The organism is Lacisediminihabitans sp. (assembly GCF_043726815.1).
Lineage (GTDB): Bacteria > Actinomycetota > Actinomycetes > Actinomycetales > Microbacteriaceae > Lacisediminihabitans.
This window is the reverse complement of the sequence record NZ_JAYSJZ010000069.1, coordinates 1-25024: the sequence shown is the minus strand read 5'-3', so window position 1 is coordinate 25024 and position 25024 is coordinate 1. Positions and strand designations below refer to the sequence as shown.

Genomic DNA, 25024 nt, shown 5'->3' with positions numbered 1-25024 from the left:
GCCGACCCTGCCCGACGTTCCAGGCGAGTGCGTTCGGGGAGTGCCCGGCATTGAGAATCTGGTGTCTTGGCGCGATCCCTCCGGATGCCCGCACGAACTGGTCGATCGGCAAAGGTCGATGCATGGGCGCCAGTGTGCCCGCCCGGCTTGAGCACGGGGCCGGACCGCAGCGCGCCTGTGTACGAACGTCTGGCATCAGCGCCTGTGGAGGGGCCGCGGCAGCGCGTTTCTCCGGAGGTTTCGCCGAGACATAGCGAAAACGACCACCGTGAACGTGCACAACGGCCATTGGCGCCCAAACCTCCGGAGAAGCGCGTACCTCCGGAGAAGCGCGTACCTCCGGAGAGGCGCGCAGCAAACGGGAGACAGTGACCGTGCCGCGCCGCGCTACCCCTTGTTGAGCTTGTCGCTGATGATCTGCATCACCGAGGTGTCGGCGAGCGTGGTCGTGTCGCCGATGGCCCGTCCCTCCGCGACATCCTGAAGCAGGCGCCGCATGATCTTGCCCGACCGGGTCTTCGGCAGTTCGGCGACGATGAAGATCTCCCTCGGCCGCGCGATCGCGCCGATCTGCTCGGAGACGTGGATGCGCAGCAGCGCGCTCGCCTCATCCGGCGTCTGGTGCTCGACATGTTCGCTGCGCAGAATCACGAACGCGACGACGGCCTGGCCGGTGGTCTCGTCCGCCGCTCCGACCACGGCGGACTCGGCCACGATCGGATGCGACACCAGCGCCGACTCGATCTCGGCGGTCGAGAGGCGATGGCCCGAGACGTTCATCACGTCGTCGACGCGGCCGAGCAGCCAGATGTCGCCGTCCTCATCGAGGCGGGCGCCGTCCCCGGCAAAGTACACGGGCTTGTCGAGGACCGCGGCGAACTTGTCCCAGTAGGTCTCCTTGAAGCGCTCCGGGTCTCCCCAGATGCCCCGCAGCATGGATGGCCACGGCTCGGTCACGGCGAGCAGGCCGCCGCCTCCCGCCGGAACCGGGGTTCCGGCCTCGTCGAGCACCTCGATGGTGATGCCGGGCATCGGCACCTGCGCCGAGCCGGGCTTCGTGATCGTCACGCCCGGCAGCGCGGAGATCATGATGGCTCCCGTCTCGGTCTGCCACCAGGTGTCGACGATCGGGGTGCTGCCACCGCCGATCACCTCGCGGTACCAGACCCAGGCCTCGGGGTTGATCGGTTCGCCGACGCTGCCCAGCACTCGCAGGCTCGACAGGTCGAACGAGTCGGGAATCTCGGGGCCGAGCTTCATGAACGACCGGATGGCGGTGGGCGCCGTGTAGAAGATGGTCACGCCGTACTTCTGGATGATCTCCCACCAGCGGCCGGGGTGCGGCGCGTCCGGAGTGCCCTCGTAGAGCACCTGGGTCGCGCCGTTGGCGAGCGGGCCATAGACGACGTAGCTGTGCCCGGTGATCCAGCCGACGTCGGCGGTGCACCAGTACACGTCGGTCTCCGGGTGAAGGTCGAACACGTTCTTATGGGTGAACGCGACCTGGGTGAGGTAGCCGCCCGTCGTGTGCAGGATTCCCTTCGGCTTCCCGGTCGTGCCCGACGTGTACAGGATGAAGAGGGGCTGCTCCGCCTCGAAGGCCTCCGCCTCGTGCTCGGCGTCGACCGTTTCGATCTCCTCGTGCCACCAGAGGTCGCGGCCCTCCGTCCATTCCACGTCGTTGTCGCAGCGCTTCACCACGAGGACGTGCTCCACCGAGAGGTCGCCCTCCTTCGCGAGCGCGCCGTCCACCGCCGGCTTGAGGGGGCTCACGCGCCCCTTGCGCCATCCGCCGTCTGCGGTGATCACGAGCTTGGCGCTCGCGTCGTCGATGCGGGAGCGGAGACTCTCGGCGCTGAAACCCCCGAAGATCACCGAGTGCACGGCTCCGACGCGCGCGACGGCGAGCATCGAGACCACCGCCTCCGGAATCATCGGAAGGTAGATGGCGACCCGGTCGCCCTTGCCGATGCCGAGCTTGGTCAACAGATTCGCGGCGCGTTTGACCTCGGCGGTGAGCTGCGCGTAGCTGATGTCGCGGCTGTCGCCCGGCTCGCCCTCCCAGTGGATGGCGATCCGGTCGCCGTTGCCCGCGAGAACGTGACGGTCGAGGCAGTTGTACGCCACATTCAACTCGCCGTCGGCGAACCACTTGGCGAATGGCGCGTTCGACCAGTCGAGGGTCTGCGTGAAGTCCTTGTGCCAGTGCAGCAGGTCGCGGGATTGCCTGGCCCAGAAGGCGAGGCGATCCGCCTTCGCCTCGTCGTAGAGAGCGCTCGTGGCCACCGCGGTGGCCGAGAACGAGGCCGTCGGCGGGAATCGGCGTTCTTCATGCTGAAGGCTGTCGATGGAGGTGTTGGACATCGTTATCCTGTTCGAGCGTGCGGCGCGGTGGCCGTTGAAATCGTCCTTCCGATCCTAGACCGGGCCCAGGTTGCGCTTCGTAGCGGCTCGAAATCGGGGCCGCGCCCGGCCACGCTGGGAACGTGCTGTGTTGCCGGGACATCTTCTCTTGCATGAGAGCTTTGCTGGAGTACACTGAGACCCGTCGAATGCAAATTCGGTAAGCAGCGCATAGTGATTCCCCCCAATCCAGCGTTGCTGTGGCGGCGTCTGTTCCCCCCAACCGGCGCCGCCCCTCTTCTTTTAAGGGCCACCCCCGCAACGGCCACAGGTAGACAATTCGGTCTCACCAAGCACGGTGGGTGCGCCAGCTCCCCTCCTCCCCGGCGGCGCACGAATCGTGATGCATAACCGGGGTCCCGCCGCGAGGTCCATCCGCGCTCCGCCGACGGATACGGTCGGGCGATGTTCGATCGCTTCGACTCCCTGCCGGCGCCCTCGGGCCCGAACGGGCCAGACGAGCCGTTGGAGCGGAGGCCGTCGCCCGGGCCGCCCGCACGTTTCGTCGCGCGCAGGCCGGGAGGGCCCCGCGGGGACGGGTCCGGGTACCCGATCGATGCGCAGCACGGTGACGCGTCCGACCATTCCGGCGGCGCTCGGCCGGGCGACCCGATGCGACGAGGGATCGCCGGGGAGGAGCTGTCCGACTTCGGACCCCTCGGGCCGTTTGTGTCCGATCCGGCCGTCACCGACGTCTTTGTCAATGGGCCGGGAGAGGTGTGGGTGGATCGCGGCCAGGGTGCCGAGCGCGAGCGGGCGTCGGCGGTCGCCGAGTCCCAGCTGCGGGAGCTGGCCGTGCGCCTCATCGCCCTCGGCGGTAGGCACATCGACGAGGCGACGCCGTGCGTGGACGTGCGCCTCCACGACGGCATCCGCGTGCACGCCGTGCTGCCGCCGATCTCGACCGGCGGAACGCTCCTCTCTATTCGGCTGCCGCGCGTGGACCGGCTGGGTCTCGGCGATCTCGACGCGACCGGCTTCTTCTCCCTCGTTCCCCTCGATACGGTCGCCCGCCTCGTGGCCCGCCGGGAGAATCTCCTCATCACCGGTGCGGCCGGCACGGGGAAGACCACACTGCTCGCGGCCCTGCTCGCGAGTGCGGCGCCGGCCGACCGCATCATCGCGATCGAGGATGTCGCCGAACTGCGAGTGGCGCATCCGCACTTCGTGTCGCTCGAGTCAAGGCAGGCCAACCTCGAGGGGGCCGGCCAGTTGGGGCTCGAGCGGCTCGTGCGCGAGGCGTTGCGGATGCGCCCGGACCGGCTCGTGCTCGGTGAGTGCCGGGGGGGGGGCGAGATCCGCGAACTGCTCGCGGCGCTGAACACCGGTCATGACGGCGGAGCGGGAACCCTGCACGCCAACTCGCTGGAGGATGTGCCCGCCCGACTCGAGGCGCTCGGCGCGCTCGCCGGAATGAGCGAGACCGCGATAGCCCGGCAGACGGTGAGCGCGATCGGCACGGTGCTCCACCTGGAGCGCACGGCCGGCTCGCGTCGGCTCGCGCAGATCGGACGGTTCGAACTGGATCCACGCGGACGGCTGGTCATGGTGGCGGATGGCTAGGGAGACGGTGGGGGTCGAGCCGATCGCTTCCTTCGTGCAGAGGCTCGGGGTGCTTCTCGCGGCGGGGGTGGCACCGTCGTCGGGATGGGGCTACCTCGCCGAGGCGGCCGTCGGCCCAGAGGCGGCCAGGCTGCGCAGCATCGCCGACTCGGTCGCGGCCGGCGCGAGCATCGCCGATGCGGTGCTCGCCGTCGCCCCGTCGGCCGGGCGAAACGAGCCGGTCTGGAGAGGCATCGCCGCGGCCTGGCAGGTGGCGACGGATGCCGGTGCCCCGCTCGCTCCGACTCTCGCTGAACTCGCGGCGTCGCTGCGGGCGCTCGCCCAGAACGAGGAGGATCTGCGCAGCGCGCTCGCCGGACCGGCCGCGACCGCGCGCATGGTGGTGATGCTTCCGGTGGTGGGCGTGCTCTTCGGGCTGGTGCTGGGGTTCGACAGCCTGTCCGTGCTGTTCGCCACCCCGCCCGGGCTCGTCTGCCTCGCCCTCGGGGTGACTCTCATGCTCGCGGCGCGGTGGTGGAGTCGGCGCCTCGTCGACGCGGCACGGCCGACCCAGCTCACCCCTGGCCTCTCCCTCGATCTGATGGCCATCGCGGTGTCGGGCGGCGCCGCGCTCCCGCGGGCGATCGCCTCCGTGAGCGAGGCGTGGGCGCGATTCGGCCTCGACGACGACGGGGGTCGCGCGGCCATCGACGAGGTGCTCTCGCTGTCGCGCCGTGCGGGCGTTCCGGCGGCCGCCCTCCTGCGAAGCGAGGCCGCCGAGGCGAGACGGGCCGCCCGCAGCGCGGGGGAGCGCCGCGCGGCGACGGTGGCGGTCACGCTCATGCTTCCCCTCGGCGTCTGCGTGCTTCCCGCGTTCATGCTGCTCGGCGTGGCGCCGCTCCTCATCGCCGTGCTGTCGTCCACGGTGGCGGGGATCTGAGAGCCCCGCTCACGACCTGATTTTCTCCTTTACATTTCGCCCGGACGGGTCCACATTCTGACTAATAAGAACTTGCGAGGAATCATGAGGATGCCCGTGTTTGTACGCATGGTCTCGATGGCGGCGGTGGCCAGCCTGGCGCTCATCGCCGTGGCTCCTGCACCGGCGGATGCCGTCGGGGTTCTCGCGACGGACGTCGTGGTCAGCACTCATCAGTCGGCGGCGTCAACGAGCGTGGTGTCGCCGGCCTTCAGCACGACTCAGGGCGGGGAGTTGCTCGTCGCGTTCGTGAGCGCTGACGGCCCGGCCACGGCCGGCGGCCAGCAGTTCTCGTCGGTCACCGGCGGCGGCATCACCTGGCGACTTCGCAAGCGCACGAACGCGCAGTACGGCTCGGCCGAGGTGTGGCAGGCGGTGGCGGGCGGCATCCTCACCGGCGCCACCGTCACCGCCGTGCATGCGGGCACCTACGCGGCCTCGATCACGGTCGCCGCCTTCACCGGGGCCGACACGACATCGGACGGAGCGGTAGGCACCGCGAGTGCCGCGACCGGGGCTCCGTCCGCGACGCTTGCGACAACCCGAACCGGCTCGTGGGTCTGGGGCGTTGGCGTGGACTGGGACAGGGCCGTCGCCCGCACGGTGGGATCCGGGCAGACCAAGGTAGACGAGTTCCTCGCGAGCAGTGGTGACACGTTTTGGACGCAGCGCCAGACGACGGCCGGAGCGGCCGCGCCGCCGACGCCGGCGACGATCAATGACACCGCTCCGACCAGCGACAGGTGGAATCTCTCGCTCATCGAGATTCTGCCGGCCGGGCCGCCCGACACCACCGCCCCCGTCATCTCGGCAATTTCCTCCGGTACCCCGACCACGACCGGCACCACCATCACCTGGACGACGGACGAGCCAGCAACCTCGCAGGTCGAATACGGCGCTACCGTCTCCTACGGGTCGAGCACGTCTCTCGTCACCGCCCTCACCTCCGCGCACAGCCAGGCCATTGCGGGCCTCACGGCAGGCACGACCTACCACTACCGGGTGAAGTCCGCCGATTCCTCGAACAACCTCGCGACCTCTCCAGACGCGACCTTCACCACCGCCGCACTCGTGCAGGATACGACTCCTCCGACCGTGGCCATCTCGGCTCCGGCGACGGGTGCCACCGTCTCCGGGGTCATCGCCGTCAGCGCAACCGCCACAGACAACCAGGGCGTGGTCGGGGTGCAATTCACCCTCGACGGCGCCACCCTGTCGACCGAAGACACCGCAGCGCCCTACGCGGCGCAATGGGACACGACCACCGCGACCGCGGGGAGCCACACCCTCGGCGCGGTCGCCCGTGACGCCGCCGGCAACACCGCGAGCGCCACCGCCGTCAGCGTCACCGTGAACAACGCAGGGACCGATCCGTCGGTCGTCGGGTCCTGGGGGCCGGTGCAGGCCTGGCCGGAGGTCTCGATTCACGCGGCCCTCACCAACACCGGCAAGATCCTGACCTGGCAGGGCGACTTCACCCAGGGCGGCCAGCAATTCCTCCTCGATCCGGTCACGGGCGGCTACGTGCAGGTGCCGAATGCCGCGGTAGACCTCTTCTGCGCGGGGCAGGCGGTGCTGGCCGATGGGAGAATCCTCGTCATCGGCGGCACCGCCACGAGCGGCGGTCTCGGCCTGCGCGAGGTGAATGCCTTCATTCCAGGGACGGAAGCCTGGCAGGTGCTCGCGAGCATGACCCATCCGCGCTGGTATCCCACCGGTACCACCCTCGGCGACGGGCGTGTGCTCGTCACCTCCGGATCGGACGCGAATACCACCAATTTCGTTCCTATTCCCGAGATCTATGACACCCAGCACAACGTCTGGAGCGATCTCTCCGCCGCGACCAAGACGATCCCTAACTACCCGTTCATGTACCAGCTCCCCGACGGCCGCGTGCTCCAGGCCGGAGCCTCCGAGCAGTCCACCTCGACGCTCGCCCTCGATGTGTCGACCCAGCAGTGGACCACGATCGACGGCCGGGTGATCGACGGCGCGTCCATCACCAACTATGCGCCCGGCAAGTTCCTCAAGGTCGGATCGGCCTCGGACAGCGGGCTTTCTGGCGCCTCGGCGAGCACCGCCTTCACCCTTGACATGAACCTGCCCAACCCCACGTGGCAACCGACCGGGTCGATGCACTTCCCCCGCAGCTTCACCAATCTCACGAACCTGCCCGACGGCACGGTGCTCGTGACCGGCGGCGGCACCGACCGCACAGGCTACGACGAGACCAAGGCGGTGAAGCCCGCCGAAATCTGGAACCCCGCCACCGGTACCTGGGCCACCGTCGCGGCGCTCACGGCGCCGCGCCTCTACCACTCGGTGGCCCTGCTCCTTCCCGACGGAAGGGTCTGGGTCTCGGGCAGCGGCGGCGACGCCGGGGTTCCGGATGAGAAGAACTACCAGATCTATTCGCCCGCCTATCTCTTCAAGGGCGCCCGCCCCACCATCACCGCCGCGCCAGGCACCGTGCAATACAACTCGAGCGCCCTCATCCAGACGCCCAACGCGGCGAGCATCCAGTCGGTGTCGCTCATCCGCACCGGCTCGGTGACCCACTCGTTCGACCAGAACACGCGGGCGCTGTCGCTCCCGTTCACGCAGGCCGCCGGCGGCCTCAACGTGCAGATGCCGGCCAACGGAAATCTGGCCCCTCCCGGCTACTACATGCTCTCCATCGTGGACGGCAACGGCGTGCCCTCCGCCGCCTCGATCGTGCGTTTCCCGGCCCCGTACGAGGACTCGGTTGCACCCACTGCACCCTCGAGCCTCACGGCCGTCGGCGCCGTGGGCCGGGCAGATCTGAGTTGGACGGCGTCCATCGACAACGTCGGCGTCGCCAGGTACGACATCTTCCGTTCCACGGTGTCGGGTTTCACCCCGAGTCCAGCCAATCAGGTTGGCCAAACCACGGGTCCGAGCACCACCTTCAGCGACTCCGGCGTCGCGAGCGGCACCTACTTCTACCGGGTGAAGGCGGAAGACGCCGCCGCGAACCTGAGCCCGACCTCGAATGAGGCCTCGGCCGTCGTGCAGTCCGACACGACCGCCCCGACGGCACCCGGCAATCTCACCGCGGTCGCCGCTTCCGGCCAGATCTCACTGGCCTGGACCGCAAGCTCGGATGACGTGGGCGTCAGCCGCTACAACGTCACCCGCAACGGCATTCCGGTCGGCACCGCGACGGGCACCTCATGGGTCGACGGGACGGTGGTCGGCGGCACCGTCTACACGTACACCGTCACCGCCCAGGATGCCGCCGGCAACATCAGCAGTCCATCGAACAGCGCGACCGCCACGGCCATCGTGGGGGCGCGCACGATTTCCATCGATAAGCTCATCACCGGCCACCAGGGCACGAGCGCCAACACGGTCAGCGCCACCGGTCTGACGACAACGGGCAGCAATCAGCTGCTTCTCGCCTTCGTCAGTTCCGACGGCCCAAGTGGGGTGGGCACGGCCGCCATCGGCTCCGTGAGCGGGGGCGGCCTCACCTGGACCCTGCGCAAGCGGGCAAATGCGCAACCGGGAACCGCCGAGATCTGGCAGGCGGTTGCTCCCGGTCCTCTGACAAACGCCACGATCACCGCGAGTCAGAGCTCCGGCTCGTGGCAGTCGGCGATGACGGTGGTGGCCTTCCTCAATGCGGATACCGCCCCGGGAACGGTGGTCGGCGCATCCGCAGCCTCCGGGGCCCCGACCGCGAGTCTCACCACCACACGGGCCGGATCGTGGGTGTGGGGCGTGGGGACCGACTGGAGCGCGGCGGTGCCGCGCTCGCTCGGGGCGAATCAGACCCTTGTCGATCAGTATCTTCCCCCGGCCGGAGACACGTACTGGGTGCAACGCCAAACCGGGCAGACCGCCGCGAGCGGCACCGTCGTGACCGTCAACGACACTGCTCCCACAAATGATCGGTGGGACCTCGCTGTCGTCGAGATCCTTGCCGCTCCGTAGGAAGCCACCGCCTCGGCCTCACCCTCGTCTCGCCCACAGCCAATGCCCATTCGCCGGTTGCCCCCGACCGGGGTGACCGGGCGCCGTGGGGTTCCGAACGAGCGCAGGCTGGCGTTGCCGGCGCGGGTCGGCAGGACCGATCGATACGAAAGGGCAGGGGCATGAAACGGTGGAAGCGGATGCTGGTACACGAGGAGGGGGCGGCGACGGCGGAGTACGCGATCGCCACGATGGCGGCGGTCGGTTTCGCCGGGCTGCTGGTCGCAATACTGCGCAGCGACGAGGTGAGGGGCATCCTCACCGATCTGGTGCACCGTGCACTCACCTTCGCGGGGTGACGGTGCTCCCGAGCGCGGCAGCGTGACGGCGGAGTTCGCCGTCGTGATCCCGGCGGTGGTGCTCGTGCTCGGGCTTTGCCTGTCCGGGCTGCAGCTCGCCGGTGCGCAGCTCACGCTGCAGCAGGTGGCGGCGAGCGCCGCTCGGTCGCTGGCGCGTGGAGAGGCACTCGGCACCGCGGGCGAGTTGGCGGCCCAGCTGGCGCCGGGAGCGAGGCTGAGCGAGGAGGGGCAGGGGTCGATCGTGTGCGTTCGTGCGAGCTCCCCCGGGTCCGCGGCACGCGGCTTGCTGGGAGCCGTGTCCCTCTCGGCGCGCAGCTGCGCCCTGGCCGGTGGCCGGTGAGGGGCGAGAGCGGCTCGGGATCGGTGCTCGGCGTCGCGGTCGTCGCTGCTGTCATCGCCGTCGCCACGCTCATGGTTCCGGTTGTCGGCGCCCTCGCCGCGGTGGGCCAGGGGTGGGCGGCGGCCGACGCCTCCGCGCTGGCCGCGGCGGACGTGGCCGTCGGCATCCAGCCGGGAATTCCCTGCGAATCGGCGGCCGCCGTGGCGGCGTCGAACGGTGCTCGGCTCGACGGCTGTGTGGTCGACGGCGCCGTCGTCACGGTGAGCGTTGAGGTGGCGGTGGTCGGATTCCGGCTCAGTATTCGCGCGACGGCGGGTCCTCCCGGGGGCACGGGCGGGCATTCGGGGGAGTCGGCTTTGGCTCCGCCGCGCGCCCGGCAGCCGTCGCTGTTCGTCACCGGGATGTGTGAAAGGCGCCGTCATGATCGGGAGTGAAATGGGGTTGCTGGGCGTTTCTGTGTGTATGGTGTGCCTGTCGGGGGTGCGCCCCGACACTCTTCGCCGCGACATCCTGTTCCAACGCCGCCGCAGGCTGGGCGAGGGTCGAGAAACAGCAGTGGCGCAAGCCGCAGAAGCCAAGGAGCAAGGTGCCAGGCACGAAGAAGCTGGTCATAGTCGAGTCGCCGGCAAAGGCGAAGACGATCGCCCAGTACCTGGGCGACGGATACGAGGTGTTGGCCTCGGTCGGACACATCCGGGACCTCATCGAGCCGAAGAACCTTCCGGCGGAACTCAAGAAGGGCTCGCTCGGCAAGTTCTCCATCGACGTGGAGAACGGCTTCGCCCCCTACTACGTCGTCTCCGACCAGAAGAAAAAGACGGTCGCCGAACTCAAGCGCGCGCTCAAGGGCGCCGACGAGCTCTACCTCGCAACTGATGAGGACCGCGAGGGAGAGGCCATCGCGTGGCACCTTCTCGACGAGCTCAAGCCCAAGGTTCCCGTCAAGCGCATGGTGTTCCACGAGATCACCAAGGAAGCGATCCAGCGCGCGCAGGAGAACACCCGCGACATCGACACCGCCCTCGTCGACGCCCAGGAGACCCGTCGAATCCTCGACCGCCTCTATGGCTACGAGGTCTCGCCGGTGCTCTGGCGCAAGATCGGGCCCGGCCTGTCCGCCGGCCGAGTGCAGTCGGCGGCAACGAGACTCGTCGTCGACCGGGAGCGCGAGCGGCTGGCCTTCGTGCCGGCCGGCTACTGGGACCTCTCGACCCAGCTCACGGCATCCGCGGATTCGACTAAGTTCGAGGCTCGTCTCGCCAAGCTCGACGGCAGCCGGGTGGCCACGGGCCGCGACTTCGACGACAAGGGCCAGCTCAAGGCTCAGACCGGAGGCCGCGCGGATGTCGTGGCCCTGGATGAGAAGGCGGCGACCGCCCTCGCCGACGCGTTGCGTGATCCGAGCGTCTCGGTCGTCGTGGCGTCGGTCGACTCGAAGCCGTACACGCGGCGGCCAGCCGCCCCCTTCAGCACGTCCACGCTTCAGCAGGAGGCGGCGCGCAAGCTGCGCTTCTCCGCGCGCCAGACCATGAGCGTGGCGCAGGGCCTGTACGAAAACGGCTACATCACCTACATGCGTACGGACTCGCTCAACCTCTCGCAGCAGGCCATCAACGCCGCGCGTGCCCAGGCGAGTTCGCTGTACGGCGCGGAGAGCGTGTCAGAGAAGCCCCGCGTCTACGCGAGCAAGAGCAAGAACGCGCAGGAGGCCCACGAGGCGATCCGTCCGGCCGGCGACACCTTCCGCACCCCCGGCGAGCTCGAGGGAGTGCTGCGCGGCAACGACTGGAAGCTCTACGACCTCATCTGGAAGCGCACCATCGCGTCGCAGATGGCGGACGCCAAGGGATCGACCGCCTCCGTGGTCATCACCGCGGGTCCCGTTCTCGGTGACGCCGTCGCGGAATTTGCGGCGAGCGGCACGGTCATCACCTTCCGTGGCTTCCTGCAGGCTTACGAGGAGAGCCGCGACGAAGACCGCAACGACGTTGCGGAGCCCACCGAGGCGAAGCTGCCGCCGCTCACCGCCGGGCAGAAGCTCGACATCGTGGACGTGGAGGCGAAGGGTCACGAGACCAGCGCACCCCCGCGCTACACGGAGGCCAGCCTCGTCAAGACGCTGGAAGAGCTGGGCATCGGGCGTCCGTCCACCTACGCCTCGATCATCTCCACGATCATCGACCGCGGGTACGTGACCCCGCGCGGCACGGCCCTCGTGCCGAACTGGATCGCGTTCTCGGTGGTTCGTCTGCTCGAGGACTACTTCACCGACCTCGTGCAGTACGACTTCACCGCGGGCATGGAAGACGACCTCGACCGCATCGCGGGCGGGGAAGAGGATCGGGTCGCCTGGCTCAACAGCTTCTACTTCGGCGGCGCTAAGCACCGCGGCCTGCGCAACGTGATCGACAACCTCGGCGACATCGACGCCAAGAGCATCAACTCGATCAAACTCGCGGACGACGTGACTCTCCGCATCGGCAAGTACGGTCCATACCTCGAGGTGATCGACCCCGAGGCCGAGCCGGATGTCCCCCCGCGCCGGGTCAACATCCCCCCGGATCTGGCTCCGGACGAGCTCACCGTCGACAAGGCACGTCAGCTCATCGAGGCGCCCGTCGTGGTCGATCGCGTCATCGGCGTCAACCCGGAGAACGGCAAGAACATCGTGGCCAAGGACGGCCGGTTCGGGCCATACGTGACCGAGGTCGATCCCGAGCCGGAGGCCGTGGCCGTGGAGGCTGTCGCCGAGCCGGCCGAGACCGTGGACCCCATCACCGGCGAGATCATCGCGCCGAAGAAGAAGCGGGCCGCGCCGAAGAAGGCCGCCGCGGTGAAGCCGCGAACGGCATCCATCTTCAAGTCGATGGACCTCGCGACCGTGGATCTCGACACGGCGCTGCGCCTGCTGGCGCTGCCGCGTGTGGTGGGTCAGGATCCCGAGTCCGGCGAGGAGATCCTCGCCCAGAACGGAAAGTTCGGCCCGTACCTCAAGAAGGGAGCGGACACCAGGTCGCTCACCGAGGAAGACCAGATCTTCGAGATCGACCTTCCGGGGGCCCTCGAGCTCTATGCCCAGCCCAAGTACGGTGCGCGGCGTGCATCGAGCGCCCTCAAGGAGTTCGACGCCGACCCCGTCAGCGGCAAGCCCATCCGCATCAAGGACGGTCGTTTCGGCGCCTACGTCACCGACGGCGTCACCAACGCGACGATCCCGCGCGGCGAGACGGTGGAGGAGGTCGACTTCGATCGAGCCATCGAGCTGCTTGCCGACAAGCGCGCGAAGGGTCCGGCGAAGCCCAAGGCCAAGGCCCCAGCGAAGAAGGCTCCTGCCAAGAAGCCGGCCGCCAAGAAGCCGGCGATCAAGAAGCCTGCCGTGCGCAAGGCGGCGGCGTCGAAGCCAGCCGCAAGCGAATAGTCGTGTCCGGCCTCTTCATCACCTTCGAGGGCGGCGACGGCTCGGGCAAGTCGACCCAGGCCGAGCTCCTCGCCGACTGGCTCGCCGACTCCGGCCACACCGTGGTGCGGTCGCGCGAGCCGGGCGGCACCGAGCTCGGCGTGGAACTGCGCGAGATCGTGCTGCACCGTCGCGGCCACATCGCCCCTCGGGCCGAGGCCCTGATCTATGCGGCCGACCGCGCGCACAACATCGCCACGAAGGTGCGGCCGGCGATCGAGCGCGGCGACATTGTGATCCAGGATCGCTACCTGGACTCGTCCGTCGCCTACCAGGGCGCCGGTCGGGTGCTCGATGCGAAGGAGGTGCGTGACCTCTCCCTCTGGGCAACGGAGGGTTTCATGCCGCACCTCACCATCCTGCTCGACCTCGACGAGACCATCGGACGGGAGCGCCTCGACGACGCCCGCACGCGGTACGACCGCCTGGAGGCGGAGAAGGACGACTTCCACGCGCGGGTCCGCGCGGGCTACCTGAGCCTCGCCGCCGATGAGCCGCACCGCTTCCTGGTGTTGAGCGCGACCGACTCGATCGAGTCGATTTCCACGGCCATTCGCGCGCGGGTCGAGGCGTTGCTCGTCCGCTGACTCCGTCGTTCGAGGCGGCCCGATTCGGGCAATCGCCCCGCGCCGGTTGCCCCTGGTGCGTGCGAATTGTTCCGTCTGTCGCGCCTCACCTGCCGGGCGTGCCCGGCGCCGGCCTGCCGTGACTTCCGCGCGCACAACTCCGGCTATTCGGAGAATTGATCGATCTAAACGGGCGAATCTGCGTGATTCTGGAAATACAGCAGGAGTTATGCGCGCGGCGGGATTCCAGGCGCGGCGGGGGTTCGAGCAGCGATATGCGCCTCTCCTGCCGCGCCCGGCTCTGCCCCGCCTGGCTCTGCTGATCCGCCGACTCCCTGCCGCCCAGCCCCGCCCGCCGGCCCGGACCCGCCGCCGTCTCCGTGCCGCCCGCGTGCATAACTCCGGCAAATCGGAGACTTGATCGATCCAACAGGGCGAATGTGCGCGATTCTGGAGATACAGCCTGAGTTATGCGCACGGCCGGGGCCACGACCGCGGCGCCGGCACGGGAGGCGGCGCCCCGCGGCGGGCCACCATCCAACGCCGCGAGCAGAGCCAACCGTAGGCGGAGGCGCAGCCGGTGTAGAGCTGGCTATCGGCGGGTCCACCTAGGCTTAGCGCTATGTCCGTGTGGGATGAACTGACCGGCCAATCGGAGGCCATAGCGATTTTTCGCGCCGCGGCGGCCGATTCGAGCCTTCGCGATGCGCCCATCGGCGACTCCGCGATGACGCACTCGTGGCTCATCACCGGCCCTCCCGGCTCCGGTCGGTCGAACCTCGCCTACGCGTTCGCGACCGCACTGCTCAGCCCGCCCGACCCTCAGGGCGAGGAGGCGACCCGGCGCCAGGTGGCCGCCCGCACGCATCCCGATCTGGGCGTGCTGTCGACCGAGGGGGTCATCATCAAGATGGCCGACGTGCAGAAGTTCGTGACGACCTCCTACTTCTCGCCGTCGGTGAGCCGCTACCGCGTGATGGTGATCGAGGACGCCGACCGCATGGTCGAACGCACGTCGAACGTTCTGCTCAAGGCTCTCGAGGAGCCGCCGCCGCGCACGGTGTGGATCCTCTGCGCTCCGAGCGAGGCCGACCTGCTTCCCACGATCCGTTCGCGGGTGCGCAGCGTGCGCCTGCGGGTGCCGGATGTCGCGGAGGTCGCCGAGCTGATCTCCCGCCGCGACGGGGTCGATCTCGCCACGGCGACGCGCGCCGCCCGAGAGTCGCAGAGCCACATCGGCATGGCCCATCGTCTGGCGACGAATGAGGAGGCGCGGCGTCGACGCCAGCTGACCTTGGATATCGCCCTCGGCATCCACAGCGTCTCGGACGCGGTGATCGCGGCGTCGAAGCTTCTCGCCCTGGCCGGCGAGGATGCCAAGGCGATCACCGAGGAGCGCGACGCGGAGGAGCGCGAGGGTGCCCTGCGGTCTCTCGGCATCGAGCCGGGCGGCACCATCCCGCCCGCGCTGCGCGCCCAGCTGCGCACCCTCGAGGAAGACCAGAAGCGGCGGGCGACCCGCAGCCTGCGCGACGGCATCGACCGCATCATGGTGGACCTGCAGTCGCTGTATCGCGACATTCTGCTTCTGCAGCTCGGGGTGCCGAGCGAACCGATCAACCTGGCCATCTACTCGCAGCTCCAGAGCGCGGCGGGGGCCACCTCCGCGGCGGCCACGCTCGCGACGGTTGATGCGATCGCCACGGCTCGCAAGCGCATCGACGGCAACGTCTCGCCCGCCCTCGCCCTCGAGGCGATGCTCATCTCGGCGGCCCGGTAGCAATCTCGACCACAGCACGTCCGCGCTCGACGAGCGCCTGACCAGAGGAATTCATGACCATACGTCGCCACCCGGCGCGATTCTCCGCCGTGGCTGCGGCCTTGGCCGCCGTGCTCGTGTTGAGCGGCTGCGTCTCGTCGTTCCTGCCCAAGCCGCCGAGCACGCGGTCGACCCCGACCGGGGAGACCGTGGCGGCCGACCTCGAACCCTTCTACAGCCAGGTGCTGAAGTGGAAGGGCTGCGAGGGCGGCGAGTTCCAGTGCACGACCGCGAAGGCGCCGATGGACTGGAAGAACCCGGCGACGAAGTCGATCTCCCTCGCGCTCATCCGCAAGACCGCCTCCGGCACCGCGCGGGGTTCGCTTCTGGTGAACCCGGGGGGACCGGGCGGCTCCGGTTACGACTTCGTGCGGGACAGCGTGTCTTACGCCGTCGACGACACGCTGCAGAAGAACTTCGACATCGTGGGATTCGACCCTCGCGGGGTGAACAAGTCGTCGGCGGTGTCCTGCTACGACGATTCGAAGCAGCTCGACTCCTATCTCTTCGATGTGTCACCGAACCCGGTGGGATCGGATGCCTGGATCGCCGACCAGGAGGCCAGCAACAAGAAGTTCGGCGAGGACTGCCTCAAGCACACCGGCGATCTGCTCGGTTTCGTGGACACGGTGAGCGCCGCGCGCGACCTCGACCTGCTGCGCGCCGTGTTCGGCGACAAGAAGCTCAACTACCTCGGCTATTCCTACGGCACGCTGCTCGGAGCCACCTACGCCGACCTGTACCCGAAGAAGACGGGACGACTCGTGCTCGATGGGGCGCTCGACCCGGCGACCTCGAGCCTCGACGTGAGCGAGACCCAGGCGAAGGGCTTCGAGAGCGCCCTGCGCGCGTACATCGCCGACTGCGAGACGGGAAAGAAGTGCCCGTTCACCGGATCGGTGGATTCCGCCATGGCGACGGTGCGCTCCCTGCTCGACAGCCTCGACGCGAGTCCCCTGCTCGCCTCGGACGGCCGCCGGCTCGGCAGCGCGGCGATGACGAATGCGATCATCCTGCCGCTCTACAACAAGAAGAGCTGGCCGTACCTGAACGACCTGTTCAGCCAGGTGATGCAGGGTGATGCCGACTACGCGTTCCAGCTCGCCGACAACTACTTCGGCCGCAACGCCAAGGGCAAGTACACCGACAACTCCGCCGAGGCGTTCATCGCGGTGAACTGTCTCGACTACAAGAACCCTCCGGTCACGAACGCGAGCCTGAGGACGGATGCCGCCAAGCTGAAGCGGGCGGCGCCCGTTCTCGGCCCGCAGCTGTCGTACGACGTGTCGTGCGCCGCCTGGCCGTTCACGTCACAGCGCGACCGGGTGCCGATCGCGGCGAAGGGCTCGGCCCCGATCATGGTCGTCGGCACCACGAACGACCCGGCCACGCCATACGTCTGGGCGAAGAATCTCGCCTCGGAGCTCGAGAACGGCCACCTCGTCACCTACAAGGGCGAGGGGCACACCGCCTACAACAAGTCGAACTCGTGCGTGAACAACGCCGTCGACGACTTCCTGGTGAGCGGCACAGTGCCGGCGAAGGATCCCCTGTGCTGAGGTCCCGGCGGAGGGGCGGGCGCGCCGTCGGAATCGTGGCGGCGCTCGTTGCCGCGACGCTGGCGCTGAGCGGATGCGTGCCGTTCGGCGTCTCTGGGGGCGCCACCACCTCGAAGCCGACGGGGGAGAAGGTATCGGCCGAACTCCAGCCGTACTACTCGCAGGTGCTCCGCTGGAAGGCCTGTGGCAGCCAGCAGTGCGCGTTCGCGAAGGCGCCGATGGACTGGAAACATCCGTCGGCATCCACCGACATATCGCTCGCCCTCACCCGGGCGTCGGCCACCGGCACGCGCCTCGGATCCCTTTTCGTCAACCCGGGCGGTCCGGGGGCCTCCGGCTACGACACCGTGCACGATGACCTCAAACTCGCGGTGAGCGCGACGCTGCGCAAGAGCTTCGACGTGATCGGCTGGGATCCCCGCGGCGTCGGCCGGTCGAGCGCGGTGAAGTGTTATGACGACGCCGGGCTAGACCACTACATCTACGGCCTGGCCAAGAATCCCGTCAACAGTCCGGCCTGGGTGGCGGAGGTGACGAAGTCCGCGACGGATCTCGGCGCGGCATGCCTCAAGAACACCGGCCGGCTTCTCGACTTCGTGGACACGCAGAGCACGGTCAGCGACCTGGACATGCTGCGCGCCGTGGTGGGGGACAAGAAGCTCAACTACCTCGGATACTCCTACGGCAGCGACATCGGCATGTTCTACACCGACCGGTTCGCCGACAGAGTGGGTCGCGTCGTGCTCGACGGCGCAACGGATTCGACGCTGTCGATCTTCGACGTCGACCTAGAGCAGTCGAAGGCCTTCGAGACCGCCCTGCGGCACTACCTCGAGGACTGTCCGTCGACCAAGAATTGTCCGTTCACGGGGAGCGTCGACGACAGCCTGGCGAAGATCTCCTCCCTCTACGACCATCTCACCGTGTCACCGCTCACCGCGCCCGACGGTCGCAAACTCGACAACAACCTGCTCTCCACCGCGATCAGTTCCGCCCTCTATGACAAGTCGTCCTGGCCGTATCTCAGCGACATGTTCGGCGAGATGAGGAAGGGCAAGACGGACACCGCCTTCGTGCTCGCGGACTTCTACAACGGCCGCAACAGCGACGGCACCTACAAGGACAACTCGCTCGTCGCGTTCTACGCGGTGATGTGCCTGGACTACCCCGTCGTGACCGACCCGGCGGAGATCGCCCGGCAGAACGCCCTGCTCGTGGCCGCCGCCCCCACGACGACGCGACCTTCAGTGGTGGGCGACGTCGTCTGCCAGAACTGGCCGTTCCACAACCGCACGCCGCCGTCTCCCGTGACCGGCACGGGGGCGGCGCCCATCCTCGTGCTCGCCACCACCGGAGACCCGGCGACGCCGTACCCGTGGGGCGTTGCCCTGTCGAAACAGTTGAAGAGTGCGCACCTCATCACGCGTCACGGCGAGGGCCACACGGCGTACAACCGCGGCATCCCCTGCGTGGATGACGCGGTCGACCGCTACTTCACCACCGGAGCCGTGCCCTCGAGCGATCCGGACTGCACGGGATGAGCCGCGTGGACGGGTCGGAAGGGCGGCGCGCCAAATTGTGCAAATTTGCAGTTTGCGCAAGAATGTACTCATGACTATCGATGCCGCCCACTCCGGCCTGCGCGAACGCAAGCGCCTGGCCACCCGGCGCGCCATCCAGTTCGCGGCCCTCGGCCTCGTCGCCGAAAAGGGTCTCGACAACGTCACCATCGACGAGATCAGCAACGTCGCCGACGTCTCCCCACGCACCTTCTTCAACTATTTCGCCTCGAAGGAGGCGGCGATCGTGGGTGACGCGCCGGAGCTTCCCGGCGAAGAGGCTGTCGCCCGCTTCGTGGCGGCCGGTCCGTCGACGAGCCTGCTGGAGGGAATCGGTGACCTGCTCGCGGCCGGCTCCGACGTCTCCTCCACCGACACCGACCTCCTGCTGCTGCGCCGCGGGGTGCTCAAGCAGTACCCGCAGTTCGTTGCCCTGCGGATGGCGGCGATGCGCGCCTTCGAGGACCAGCTCGCCGACGTGGTGGCGCGTCGTCTCGTCGCGGACCAGCCGGCGCTCGCGGCCGACCCCGAGGCCCTCGCCGACAGGGCCAGGCTCATCACCCTCGTCGCGTTCGGGGCGATGAAGCACGCCTGGTCGTGCTGGGCCGACAACGAGGGGGGAGTGGCCCTCGCGGACCGCCTCCGCGACACGTTCGGCCAGCTCGGCTCGATCCTCGCGCCGACCGCGGTTCCGGCCGGCTGACTTCTGGGCGCAAGCGGGCCGCTCGCGATCCGCTAAGCTTTCATGCTGTGCCACTTGGGTTTCCCGAAGCACGCCGCCTTAGCTCAGTCGGTAGAGCATCTCACTCGTAATGAGAAGGTCGTCAGTTCGATTCTGACAGGCGGCTCCACAAAAATGCTGGTCAGAGGCTAATTTCTTCAAAGATGCGGCTCTCGCGATCGATGCAAAGTAAAAATTGCACACAATTCACCCTCATCGAAATGCACAGAGCCATTCTGGTTGCCGGTGCGATCTCGCCCGCCGATGGCTCGTGGCCCTGAATTCAGGCGCAATTCCGGACGGTGTTCGGCTGCAGGTCTCATCTCACTCGCGCGCCAGATCGGACAGCCGCTTCATGCCGGCGTGGGCGGACTGGCCGCCGTCGATCGGAATCTCGGCTCCCGAGATGTAGGCGGACTCGTCGGACATGAGAAACGAGACCATCGGGGCGACATCCGCCACCTCACCGAGCCGTCCGAGGGGTGTTTCGGCGAGAGTGTGTTCGATGTAGGCGGCGGGCGCGGAGGCCGTCATGGCCGTCTTGATGAAGCCAGGGTGAATGATGTTGACGCGGATGCCGAGTGGCCCGAGCTCGAGACTGGCCACCCGCGCGAGGCCGCGAACCGCCCACTTGCTCACCGTGTAGGCGACGGGGTAGTGCCCAGTGACGGCCGCGACGGAACCGACAAGCACGATGGAGCCGCCGTCGACCATCAGGGGGGAAATCGCCTGGATGCCGAGCAGACTCCCGGTGAGATTGACGTCCATGACGTGCCGGAAACTGGCCAGGTCTATGTCGTTGAGGCGGGCGCGATTCGTGATTCCCGCGTTGTTGACCAGCCCGTGCACCGTGCCATGCCTCGAGCGGATGTGGGCCGCCAGCGCCTGCCAGTCGGCCTCCACCGCCACGTCGAGTCGGGAGTACTCGAGTGGCGCATCCGTTTCGCCGATCCACGCAGGCTCGTCACCCAGGTCGGTCGCGATGACCGCTGCCCCGTGTTTGGCAAGAGCGACGGCCTCCGCCGCGCCCTGACCGTTCGCGGCGCCGGTGACCACGATCACCTTCCCCGTGAGATTCATCGGGCATCCTCCGCTCGGGGGGCCGGAATCTCGGCCAGTGGGCGGTAGGCGAAACGGTGGAAACGCACGGTCCCCTTGCCGGCCGCGTAGATCGCCGGGCGCAGGCTGAGAAGGTCGCCGATCGTGTTGGCGTGATAGCCGGAGGTCTCGTAGCGAATTGCGTGTCGCACCCACTCTCCGCCAGCGACGCGGTACCAGCCCGTGATGATGTGGTGGTCGTTGCGCAGCCGCAGTTCTATGCGCCGGGTGGCCGGGGCGGGCTCGCGCCAGTGCGTCTCGAGGCCGCCGGAGTAGCTGCGCATCCGTTCGCCCGTGATGCCGAATCCGCAAAATAGCCGGTCGTTGAAGAAGAGGAGCAGGCCTCCCTCCACCGGATCCCCCGGCTCGAGTTCGAGCTCCACCTCCACCTCGTAGGCGTGCGCTCCGACGACCATGGTCAGTGGCGAGCTGTGCGCGGGGCCTGTCCCCTTGCCGCGAAGGCTCAGCACGCCGTCTGCTTCGCCCAGACGGTCCCGCTCGAGGGGAGCCGGGGCGTGGAAGGTCCAGCGCTCGCCCAGGGAAAGGGGGAGCATAGGCCCGTCGACGGTGATTGCCGGTTGTTGGGGCGCCGCGCCGCGAGGCGCCTCGATGGCGGCCGAGAGATCTGCGCGCGCGGCCGGCCACCCGTCTTCGGTCCAGGCGATCGGCTCCAGCAGGACCTGCCGCCCCAGGGTCCGGTAGCCGTTCTCATAGCCGTGCGACAGCATCCACCAGTCATCGTCGGAGCCCGCGATGATCGTCGCGTGCCCCCGCGACCACCATCGTTCCGAGGCGTCCCGAGTCCTGACGATCGGATTGTCTGGGCAGTTCTCCCAAGGGCCGTGCACCGATCTCGACCGCGCGATGATCACCATGTGTCCGGTGGGCGGACCTGCCGTGCCGCCGACGGCGCTGACGAGGTAGAACCATTCGCCTCGGCGGAACAGCTTCGGTCCCTCGAGCGCGTAGGCCTCGGTGACCCAGTCGTCGGGGTAGCGCCAGCCGTCGTAGACCTTCTCCAGCTCCCCCACCGTCGCGAGCCCGTCGGCCGTCAGCCGGATGCGTCGGATGCCGCTGACGAACAGGTACCGATCGCCGTCCTCGCCGACGATGTGGCCGGGGTCGATCGCTCCCCGGATGCCGAGGTCGATCGGCTCGCTCCACGGGCCGCTCATCGAGTCCGCGTGGATGACGTAGATCGAGGGCTCGGTGATCTCCGTCGACCACGCCGTGGGGATGAAGGGGATGTAGATGAAGTAGCGCCCGTCATGCGTGGCGATGTCGACCGCGAAGGTGCTGCCGAGCGGGGTGGTCAGCGCCGCTCCCTGGTACTGCCAGTTCACCAGGTCGGTGGAGCTGTAGAGGGGCAGACCGGGCGATCCCTCGAACGAGGAGTACGTCATCCAGTAGACGTCGCCGTCCTTGAGAACGGAGGGGTCCGGGCGGTCGCCGGAGAGGATCGGATTGGTGAATGTCATGACGCCGCCAATGATACGCGGGATAAGTACAAATCAGAATAACTTATGTGTAAAACCGACTGAATTCTGATACCGTCACTCCATGCTCCTCGAAAAAGACCTCATTCAGGCGACGGGTTTCCGAAACGTTCGCTCCGGCGGAGAGGTCACGGGATTTCAGTTTCGGGTGAGGATGCCCTCCTACCGCGGCCTGGCCGGCTCGCTCGTCGACGGCATCGCTGTCAGCGTCGGTTCGCTGGTCGACGTGCCGGCCGAGGTCCCGCTCTGGACGTTCGGAGGCGCGACCTACACACTCGCCGAACTCTGGCAGAGCGACGGCGTGCGCTGGCAGCTCGACGATGCGGCGATCGTCACGGTGCCGTTCCCCGGCGGACTGCCGGAGGGCATCCACGAGGTCTCCATCGAGCTGCGCCTGCGGGCGTCGTACATTCCGCTTGAGCACCAGCCGAGCGTCTACCGCGAGACCCGGCACATCACGCTCAGCTCGGAGGTGGAGGGAGATCCCTTCAAATACGGTGTCTCGCTCTACAGCTTCATGGGCGACTACGGAACCGTGCTCGATCTCGAGACCGCCCTCGCGGCTGTGGCCGACATCAATGCGACGGGCGTCGAGATCCTCGGCGAGGGCCACGTGGCGAACTACCCCTCGCCCTCGACGGCGTGGATTGACGAGTGGTTCCGACTGCTGGAGAAGTACTCGCTCACTCCCACCAACTACGGCTCGTGGATCGATACGCGCCTGCACCCCGGCCGCTCGATGACCGCCCAGGAGGGCGCCGACACGCTGCAGCGCGACCTCCGGCTGGCCAAGCAGCTCGGGTTCAGCTTCGTTCGGCCGAAGATCGGCGTCGTCTCCAGCGACCTCGTCCCCGACCCGATCTGGACAGAGTCGGTCGAACGTAGTCTCGATCTCGCGCACAGCCTCGATGTCATCATCTGCCCCGAGATCCACTCGCCGACCCCGATCAAGCATCCCGTCGTCGACGACTACATCGGCCTCATCGAGCGCACCGGCACGAAGCACTTCGGACTCCTGCTCGACACCGGCATCTTTCAGGATCGCCCGATTCCGCTGCGCGAGGGCGAGACCCGCGAGACACGACCGGCGTTCCTCGACGGCATCGGCGTCGATCCGGCGGCCATCGCCGACATCGCGAAGTATGTGGTGTTCATCCAGGCGAAGTTCCACGACATCGACGAGAACCTCGTCGACCAGCAGATCCCGTGGGAGCCGGTGCTGCGCGCCCTCAAGGATTCCGGATACACCGGCTACCTCTCGAGCGAGTACGAGGGGGAGCGAATCCCCTGGCGCTCCATCGAGCAGCTGCGCCGACAGCACTCACTCTTGCGCCAGACCGTCGCCGGACTCTAACCGGCTCGGTTCCCCACCGAAGACCAGCAAGGAAGCACCATGCCCAACGGACTCATCACCAACGACAGCCTGCGCAGCCACTCCGACGGCTTCGCGGTCTCCCTCACCATCCCGTGGTACCGCAGCCTCTGGCTCTCCTCGGTGGTGAGCCTGAACCTCGTCGTGGACGGCGAGGAGATCGCTGCCGAGGACATGGCGCTCGAACTGGATGGCACCCGGTATGCGCTCGACCAGCTCGCGGCCCAGAGCGACGTGCTCTGGTACCTGCAGCGACACCCGGTTCTCGTGGTTCGACGCGGGGCCGCCTTCGCGCTCGGCGAGCAGCACGAGGTCGCCATCTCCGGTGAGCTGCGCCTGCCGTACATGCAGATTGCGCCGGGCCGGGATGGCGGACCAGGCCTGTATGTGCCCAACCATGTGCGGCAATCCCTCACCCTCACCGTGACCGATCGGGATGCCCCGGTTCCCGTCGTCGTCCACGAAGCGTTCGTGCCGCCAGTCCCCGAGGATGATCCCTTCGAGCTGGGGCTCACGCTCTACTCCGCCAGTGCGGAATTCCGTGCCGGCTGGTACGACCTCGACGGGTTGCTCGACCGCGTCGCCGAGCTCGAGATCGGCCCCGGCATCGAGATCGTCGCCTCCCAGGTCTTGCCGACCTACCCGGAGGTGAGCGACGAGTTCGTCGCCTCCTGGCGGGCGGCGTTCGACCGCCACGGCTTCGATGCGAGTTCGTTCGGCGCCAATCTCGACATGGGGCGCCGGCGCGAGCGCGACATGACGCCGGACGAAGAGTTCGAATTCAGCGAGACGCTCTTCCGGGGCGCGAAGAAACTCGGCTTTCCCCTTGTGCGCATCCAGAGCGCGAAGCCCGAGCTGCTGAAACGGCTGCTGCCGATCGCGGAGAGGCTGGAGCTGAACCTCGCCTACGAGATCCACGCGCCGATGGGCCCCAACTCGCCGGAGATCCTGAAGGTACGCGAGGTCTACGACGCCCTCGATTCCCCGCTGCTCGGTTTCGTCGCCGACTTCTCATCGACGATGCACTCGATGTCGCCGACTCTCCTTCGCGCGGTCTCCCGGGCGGGGCTCGACGAGGAGGCCGTCGAGCGGTTGCAGACGATTTGGGCGACGGACGCGCCGATGCGCGAGCGCCAGGAGGAATTCATCGGTTACCTCCGCGGCCGCGACTTCGACCCTGGCCGGCTCGGGTCATTCGCGCACCTGGCGTTCAACATGCACGGTCACGTCGCGCCGACCGAGTGGAGCGACATCATGCCGCAGATCAAGCACGTCCACGCCAAGTTCTACGACATCGACGAGAACGGGCAGGAGCCGGCCATCGACTACCCGGGTCTCGTGCGCGTCTTCGTGGAGGGGGGCTACCGCGGATACTGGTCGAGCGAGTGGGAGGGGCACGCCTTCGCGGAGCTCGGCGAGGTCGACCCCCTCGTGCTCGTGCGCCGTCAGCACGACCTGATCAGGGCGAGCATGCGGGCACTGCGGTGACCGAAACGACCGAGGTGACGTCCGACGGTGCAGGACTCCCGCACTTCCGGCGGCTGCCTGTGCCCGAGGCGATCCGCTGGCTCGCCGAGCACGGGGAGCCCGCCGACCCTCGGACGGACATCGACACCGCGTCGCTGGTACGGCGTTTCCCGCACCTCGCCGCCGTGACCACTGTGGACGACGTGCTCGCGGGGGCCCGCGGGCACGTGCCGGTGCGGGCCTACCGTGACTCCACGGTCGCGCCCACCGGTCGCGCGCTGGTCTGGGTGCACGGGGGCGCCTTCATCGGCGGTCACCTCGACATGCCCGAGTCGAACTGGGTCGCCCGCG

The 25024-nt window shown here is 68.2% G+C and carries 17 protein-coding genes, 1 tRNA gene and 1 pseudogene; 16 read left to right on the top strand and 3 right to left on the bottom strand.

Going from position 1 to position 25024, the window contains the following annotated elements:
• Positions 1–387: 387 nt before the first annotated feature.
• Positions 388–2364 carry an acetate--CoA ligase gene (gene acs / locus ACHZD8_RS09975; RefSeq protein ID WP_394770207.1) on the bottom strand — a complete coding sequence of 659 codons (1977 nt, stop codon included), beginning with the start codon at positions 2362–2364 and terminating at the stop codon, positions 388–390.
• 444 nt (positions 2365–2808) lie between these two features.
• On the opposite strand from acs, the gene ACHZD8_RS09970 reads away from it, so the two are divergent.
• The 13 genes from ACHZD8_RS09970 (at position 2809) to ACHZD8_RS09910 (ending at position 19370) form a co-directional block, all read left to right on the top strand.
• Positions 2809–3966, top strand: a complete 1158-nt coding sequence (locus ACHZD8_RS09970; protein WP_394770205.1) for a TadA family conjugal transfer-associated ATPase — start codon at positions 2809–2811, stop codon at positions 3964–3966.
• On the top strand, positions 3959–4885 hold the full coding sequence (locus ACHZD8_RS09965; RefSeq protein WP_394770203.1) for a type II secretion system F family protein: 927 nt from the start codon (positions 3959–3961) through the stop codon (positions 4883–4885). Before ACHZD8_RS09970 ends, ACHZD8_RS09965 begins: the two co-directional genes overlap by 8 nt.
• A gap of 96 nt (positions 4886–4981) precedes the next feature.
• On the top strand, positions 4982–8881 hold the full coding sequence (locus ACHZD8_RS09960) for a galactose oxidase-like domain-containing protein (protein ID WP_394770202.1): 3900 nt from the start codon (positions 4982–4984) through the stop codon (positions 8879–8881).
• A 143-nt stretch (positions 8882–9024) separates the two neighbouring features.
• Positions 9025–9219, top strand: coding sequence for a DUF4244 domain-containing protein (locus tag ACHZD8_RS09955; protein WP_394770208.1), 195 nt, complete (start codon positions 9025–9027; stop codon positions 9217–9219).
• A gap of 22 nt (positions 9220–9241) precedes the next feature.
• Positions 9242–9559 carry a TadE family type IV pilus minor pilin gene (locus tag ACHZD8_RS09950; protein ID WP_394770201.1) on the top strand — a complete coding sequence of 106 codons (318 nt, stop codon included), beginning with the start codon at positions 9242–9244 and terminating at the stop codon, positions 9557–9559.
• On the top strand, positions 9556–9993 hold the full coding sequence (locus ACHZD8_RS09945) for an Rv3654c family TadE-like protein (protein ID WP_394770199.1): 438 nt from the start codon (positions 9556–9558) through the stop codon (positions 9991–9993). The genes ACHZD8_RS09950 and ACHZD8_RS09945 overlap by 4 nt, the downstream gene beginning before the upstream one ends.
• Positions 9994–10145: 152 nt before the next feature.
• Positions 10146–12977: a type I DNA topoisomerase gene (gene topA / locus ACHZD8_RS09940; protein WP_394770198.1), complete on the top strand. Its 2832-nt coding sequence runs from the start codon at positions 10146–10148 to the stop codon at positions 12975–12977.
• Positions 12978–12979: 2 nt separating this feature from the next.
• Positions 12980–13603 (top strand): dTMP kinase, encoded by a 624-nt coding sequence (tmk, locus tag ACHZD8_RS09935; protein WP_394770197.1) that lies wholly within the window; start codon positions 12980–12982, stop codon positions 13601–13603.
• A 601-nt stretch (positions 13604–14204) separates the two neighbouring features.
• The gene (locus ACHZD8_RS09930; RefSeq protein ID WP_394770195.1) at positions 14205–15362 is read left to right on the top strand and encodes a DNA polymerase III subunit delta'; all 1158 of its coding nucleotides are present in this window, start codon (positions 14205–14207) and stop codon (positions 15360–15362) included.
• Between the two features lie 53 nt (positions 15363–15415).
• Positions 15416–16960, top strand: coding sequence for an alpha/beta hydrolase (locus ACHZD8_RS09925; protein ID WP_394770194.1), 1545 nt, complete (start codon positions 15416–15418; stop codon positions 16958–16960).
• Complete coding sequence (locus ACHZD8_RS09920) at positions 16954–18501, top strand: alpha/beta hydrolase (RefSeq protein ID WP_394770192.1); 1548 nt, start codon at positions 16954–16956, stop codon at positions 18499–18501. The genes ACHZD8_RS09925 and ACHZD8_RS09920 overlap by 7 nt, the downstream gene beginning before the upstream one ends.
• Before the next feature lie 70 nt (positions 18502–18571).
• On the top strand, positions 18572–19222 hold the full coding sequence (locus tag ACHZD8_RS09915; protein ID WP_394770190.1) for a TetR/AcrR family transcriptional regulator: 651 nt from the start codon (positions 18572–18574) through the stop codon (positions 19220–19222).
• A 72-nt stretch (positions 19223–19294) separates the two neighbouring features.
• Positions 19295–19370, top strand: a tRNA-Thr gene (locus tag ACHZD8_RS09910).
• A 194-nt stretch (positions 19371–19564) separates the two neighbouring features.
• Here ACHZD8_RS09910 and ACHZD8_RS09905 read toward each other — a convergent pair.
• Together ACHZD8_RS09905 and ACHZD8_RS09900 are read right to left on the bottom strand one after the other, a co-directional pair.
• Positions 19565–20320 (bottom strand): SDR family NAD(P)-dependent oxidoreductase, encoded by a 756-nt coding sequence (locus ACHZD8_RS09905; protein WP_394770189.1) that lies wholly within the window; start codon positions 20318–20320, stop codon positions 19565–19567.
• The gene (locus tag ACHZD8_RS09900; RefSeq protein WP_394770187.1) at positions 20317–21816 is read right to left on the bottom strand and encodes a family 43 glycosylhydrolase; all 1500 of its coding nucleotides are present in this window, start codon (positions 21814–21816) and stop codon (positions 20317–20319) included. Before ACHZD8_RS09900 ends, ACHZD8_RS09905 begins: the two co-directional genes overlap by 4 nt.
• An 82-nt stretch (positions 21817–21898) precedes the next feature.
• Between ACHZD8_RS09900 and ACHZD8_RS09895 the strand changes: the two genes are divergently transcribed.
• The 3 genes and pseudogenes from ACHZD8_RS09895 to ACHZD8_RS09885 form a co-directional block, all read left to right on the top strand.
• Complete coding sequence (locus ACHZD8_RS09895) at positions 21899–23188, top strand: DUF6379 domain-containing protein (protein ID WP_394770185.1); 1290 nt, start codon at positions 21899–21901, stop codon at positions 23186–23188.
• A 39-nt stretch (positions 23189–23227) separates the two neighbouring features.
• Positions 23228–24694: a DUF6379 domain-containing protein gene (locus ACHZD8_RS09890; RefSeq protein WP_394770183.1), complete on the top strand. Its 1467-nt coding sequence runs from the start codon at positions 23228–23230 to the stop codon at positions 24692–24694.
• Positions 24691–25024: pseudogene (locus ACHZD8_RS09885) on the top strand (hypothetical protein); the annotation flags it as partial. The gene ACHZD8_RS09890 and the pseudogene ACHZD8_RS09885, both read left to right, overlap by 4 nt.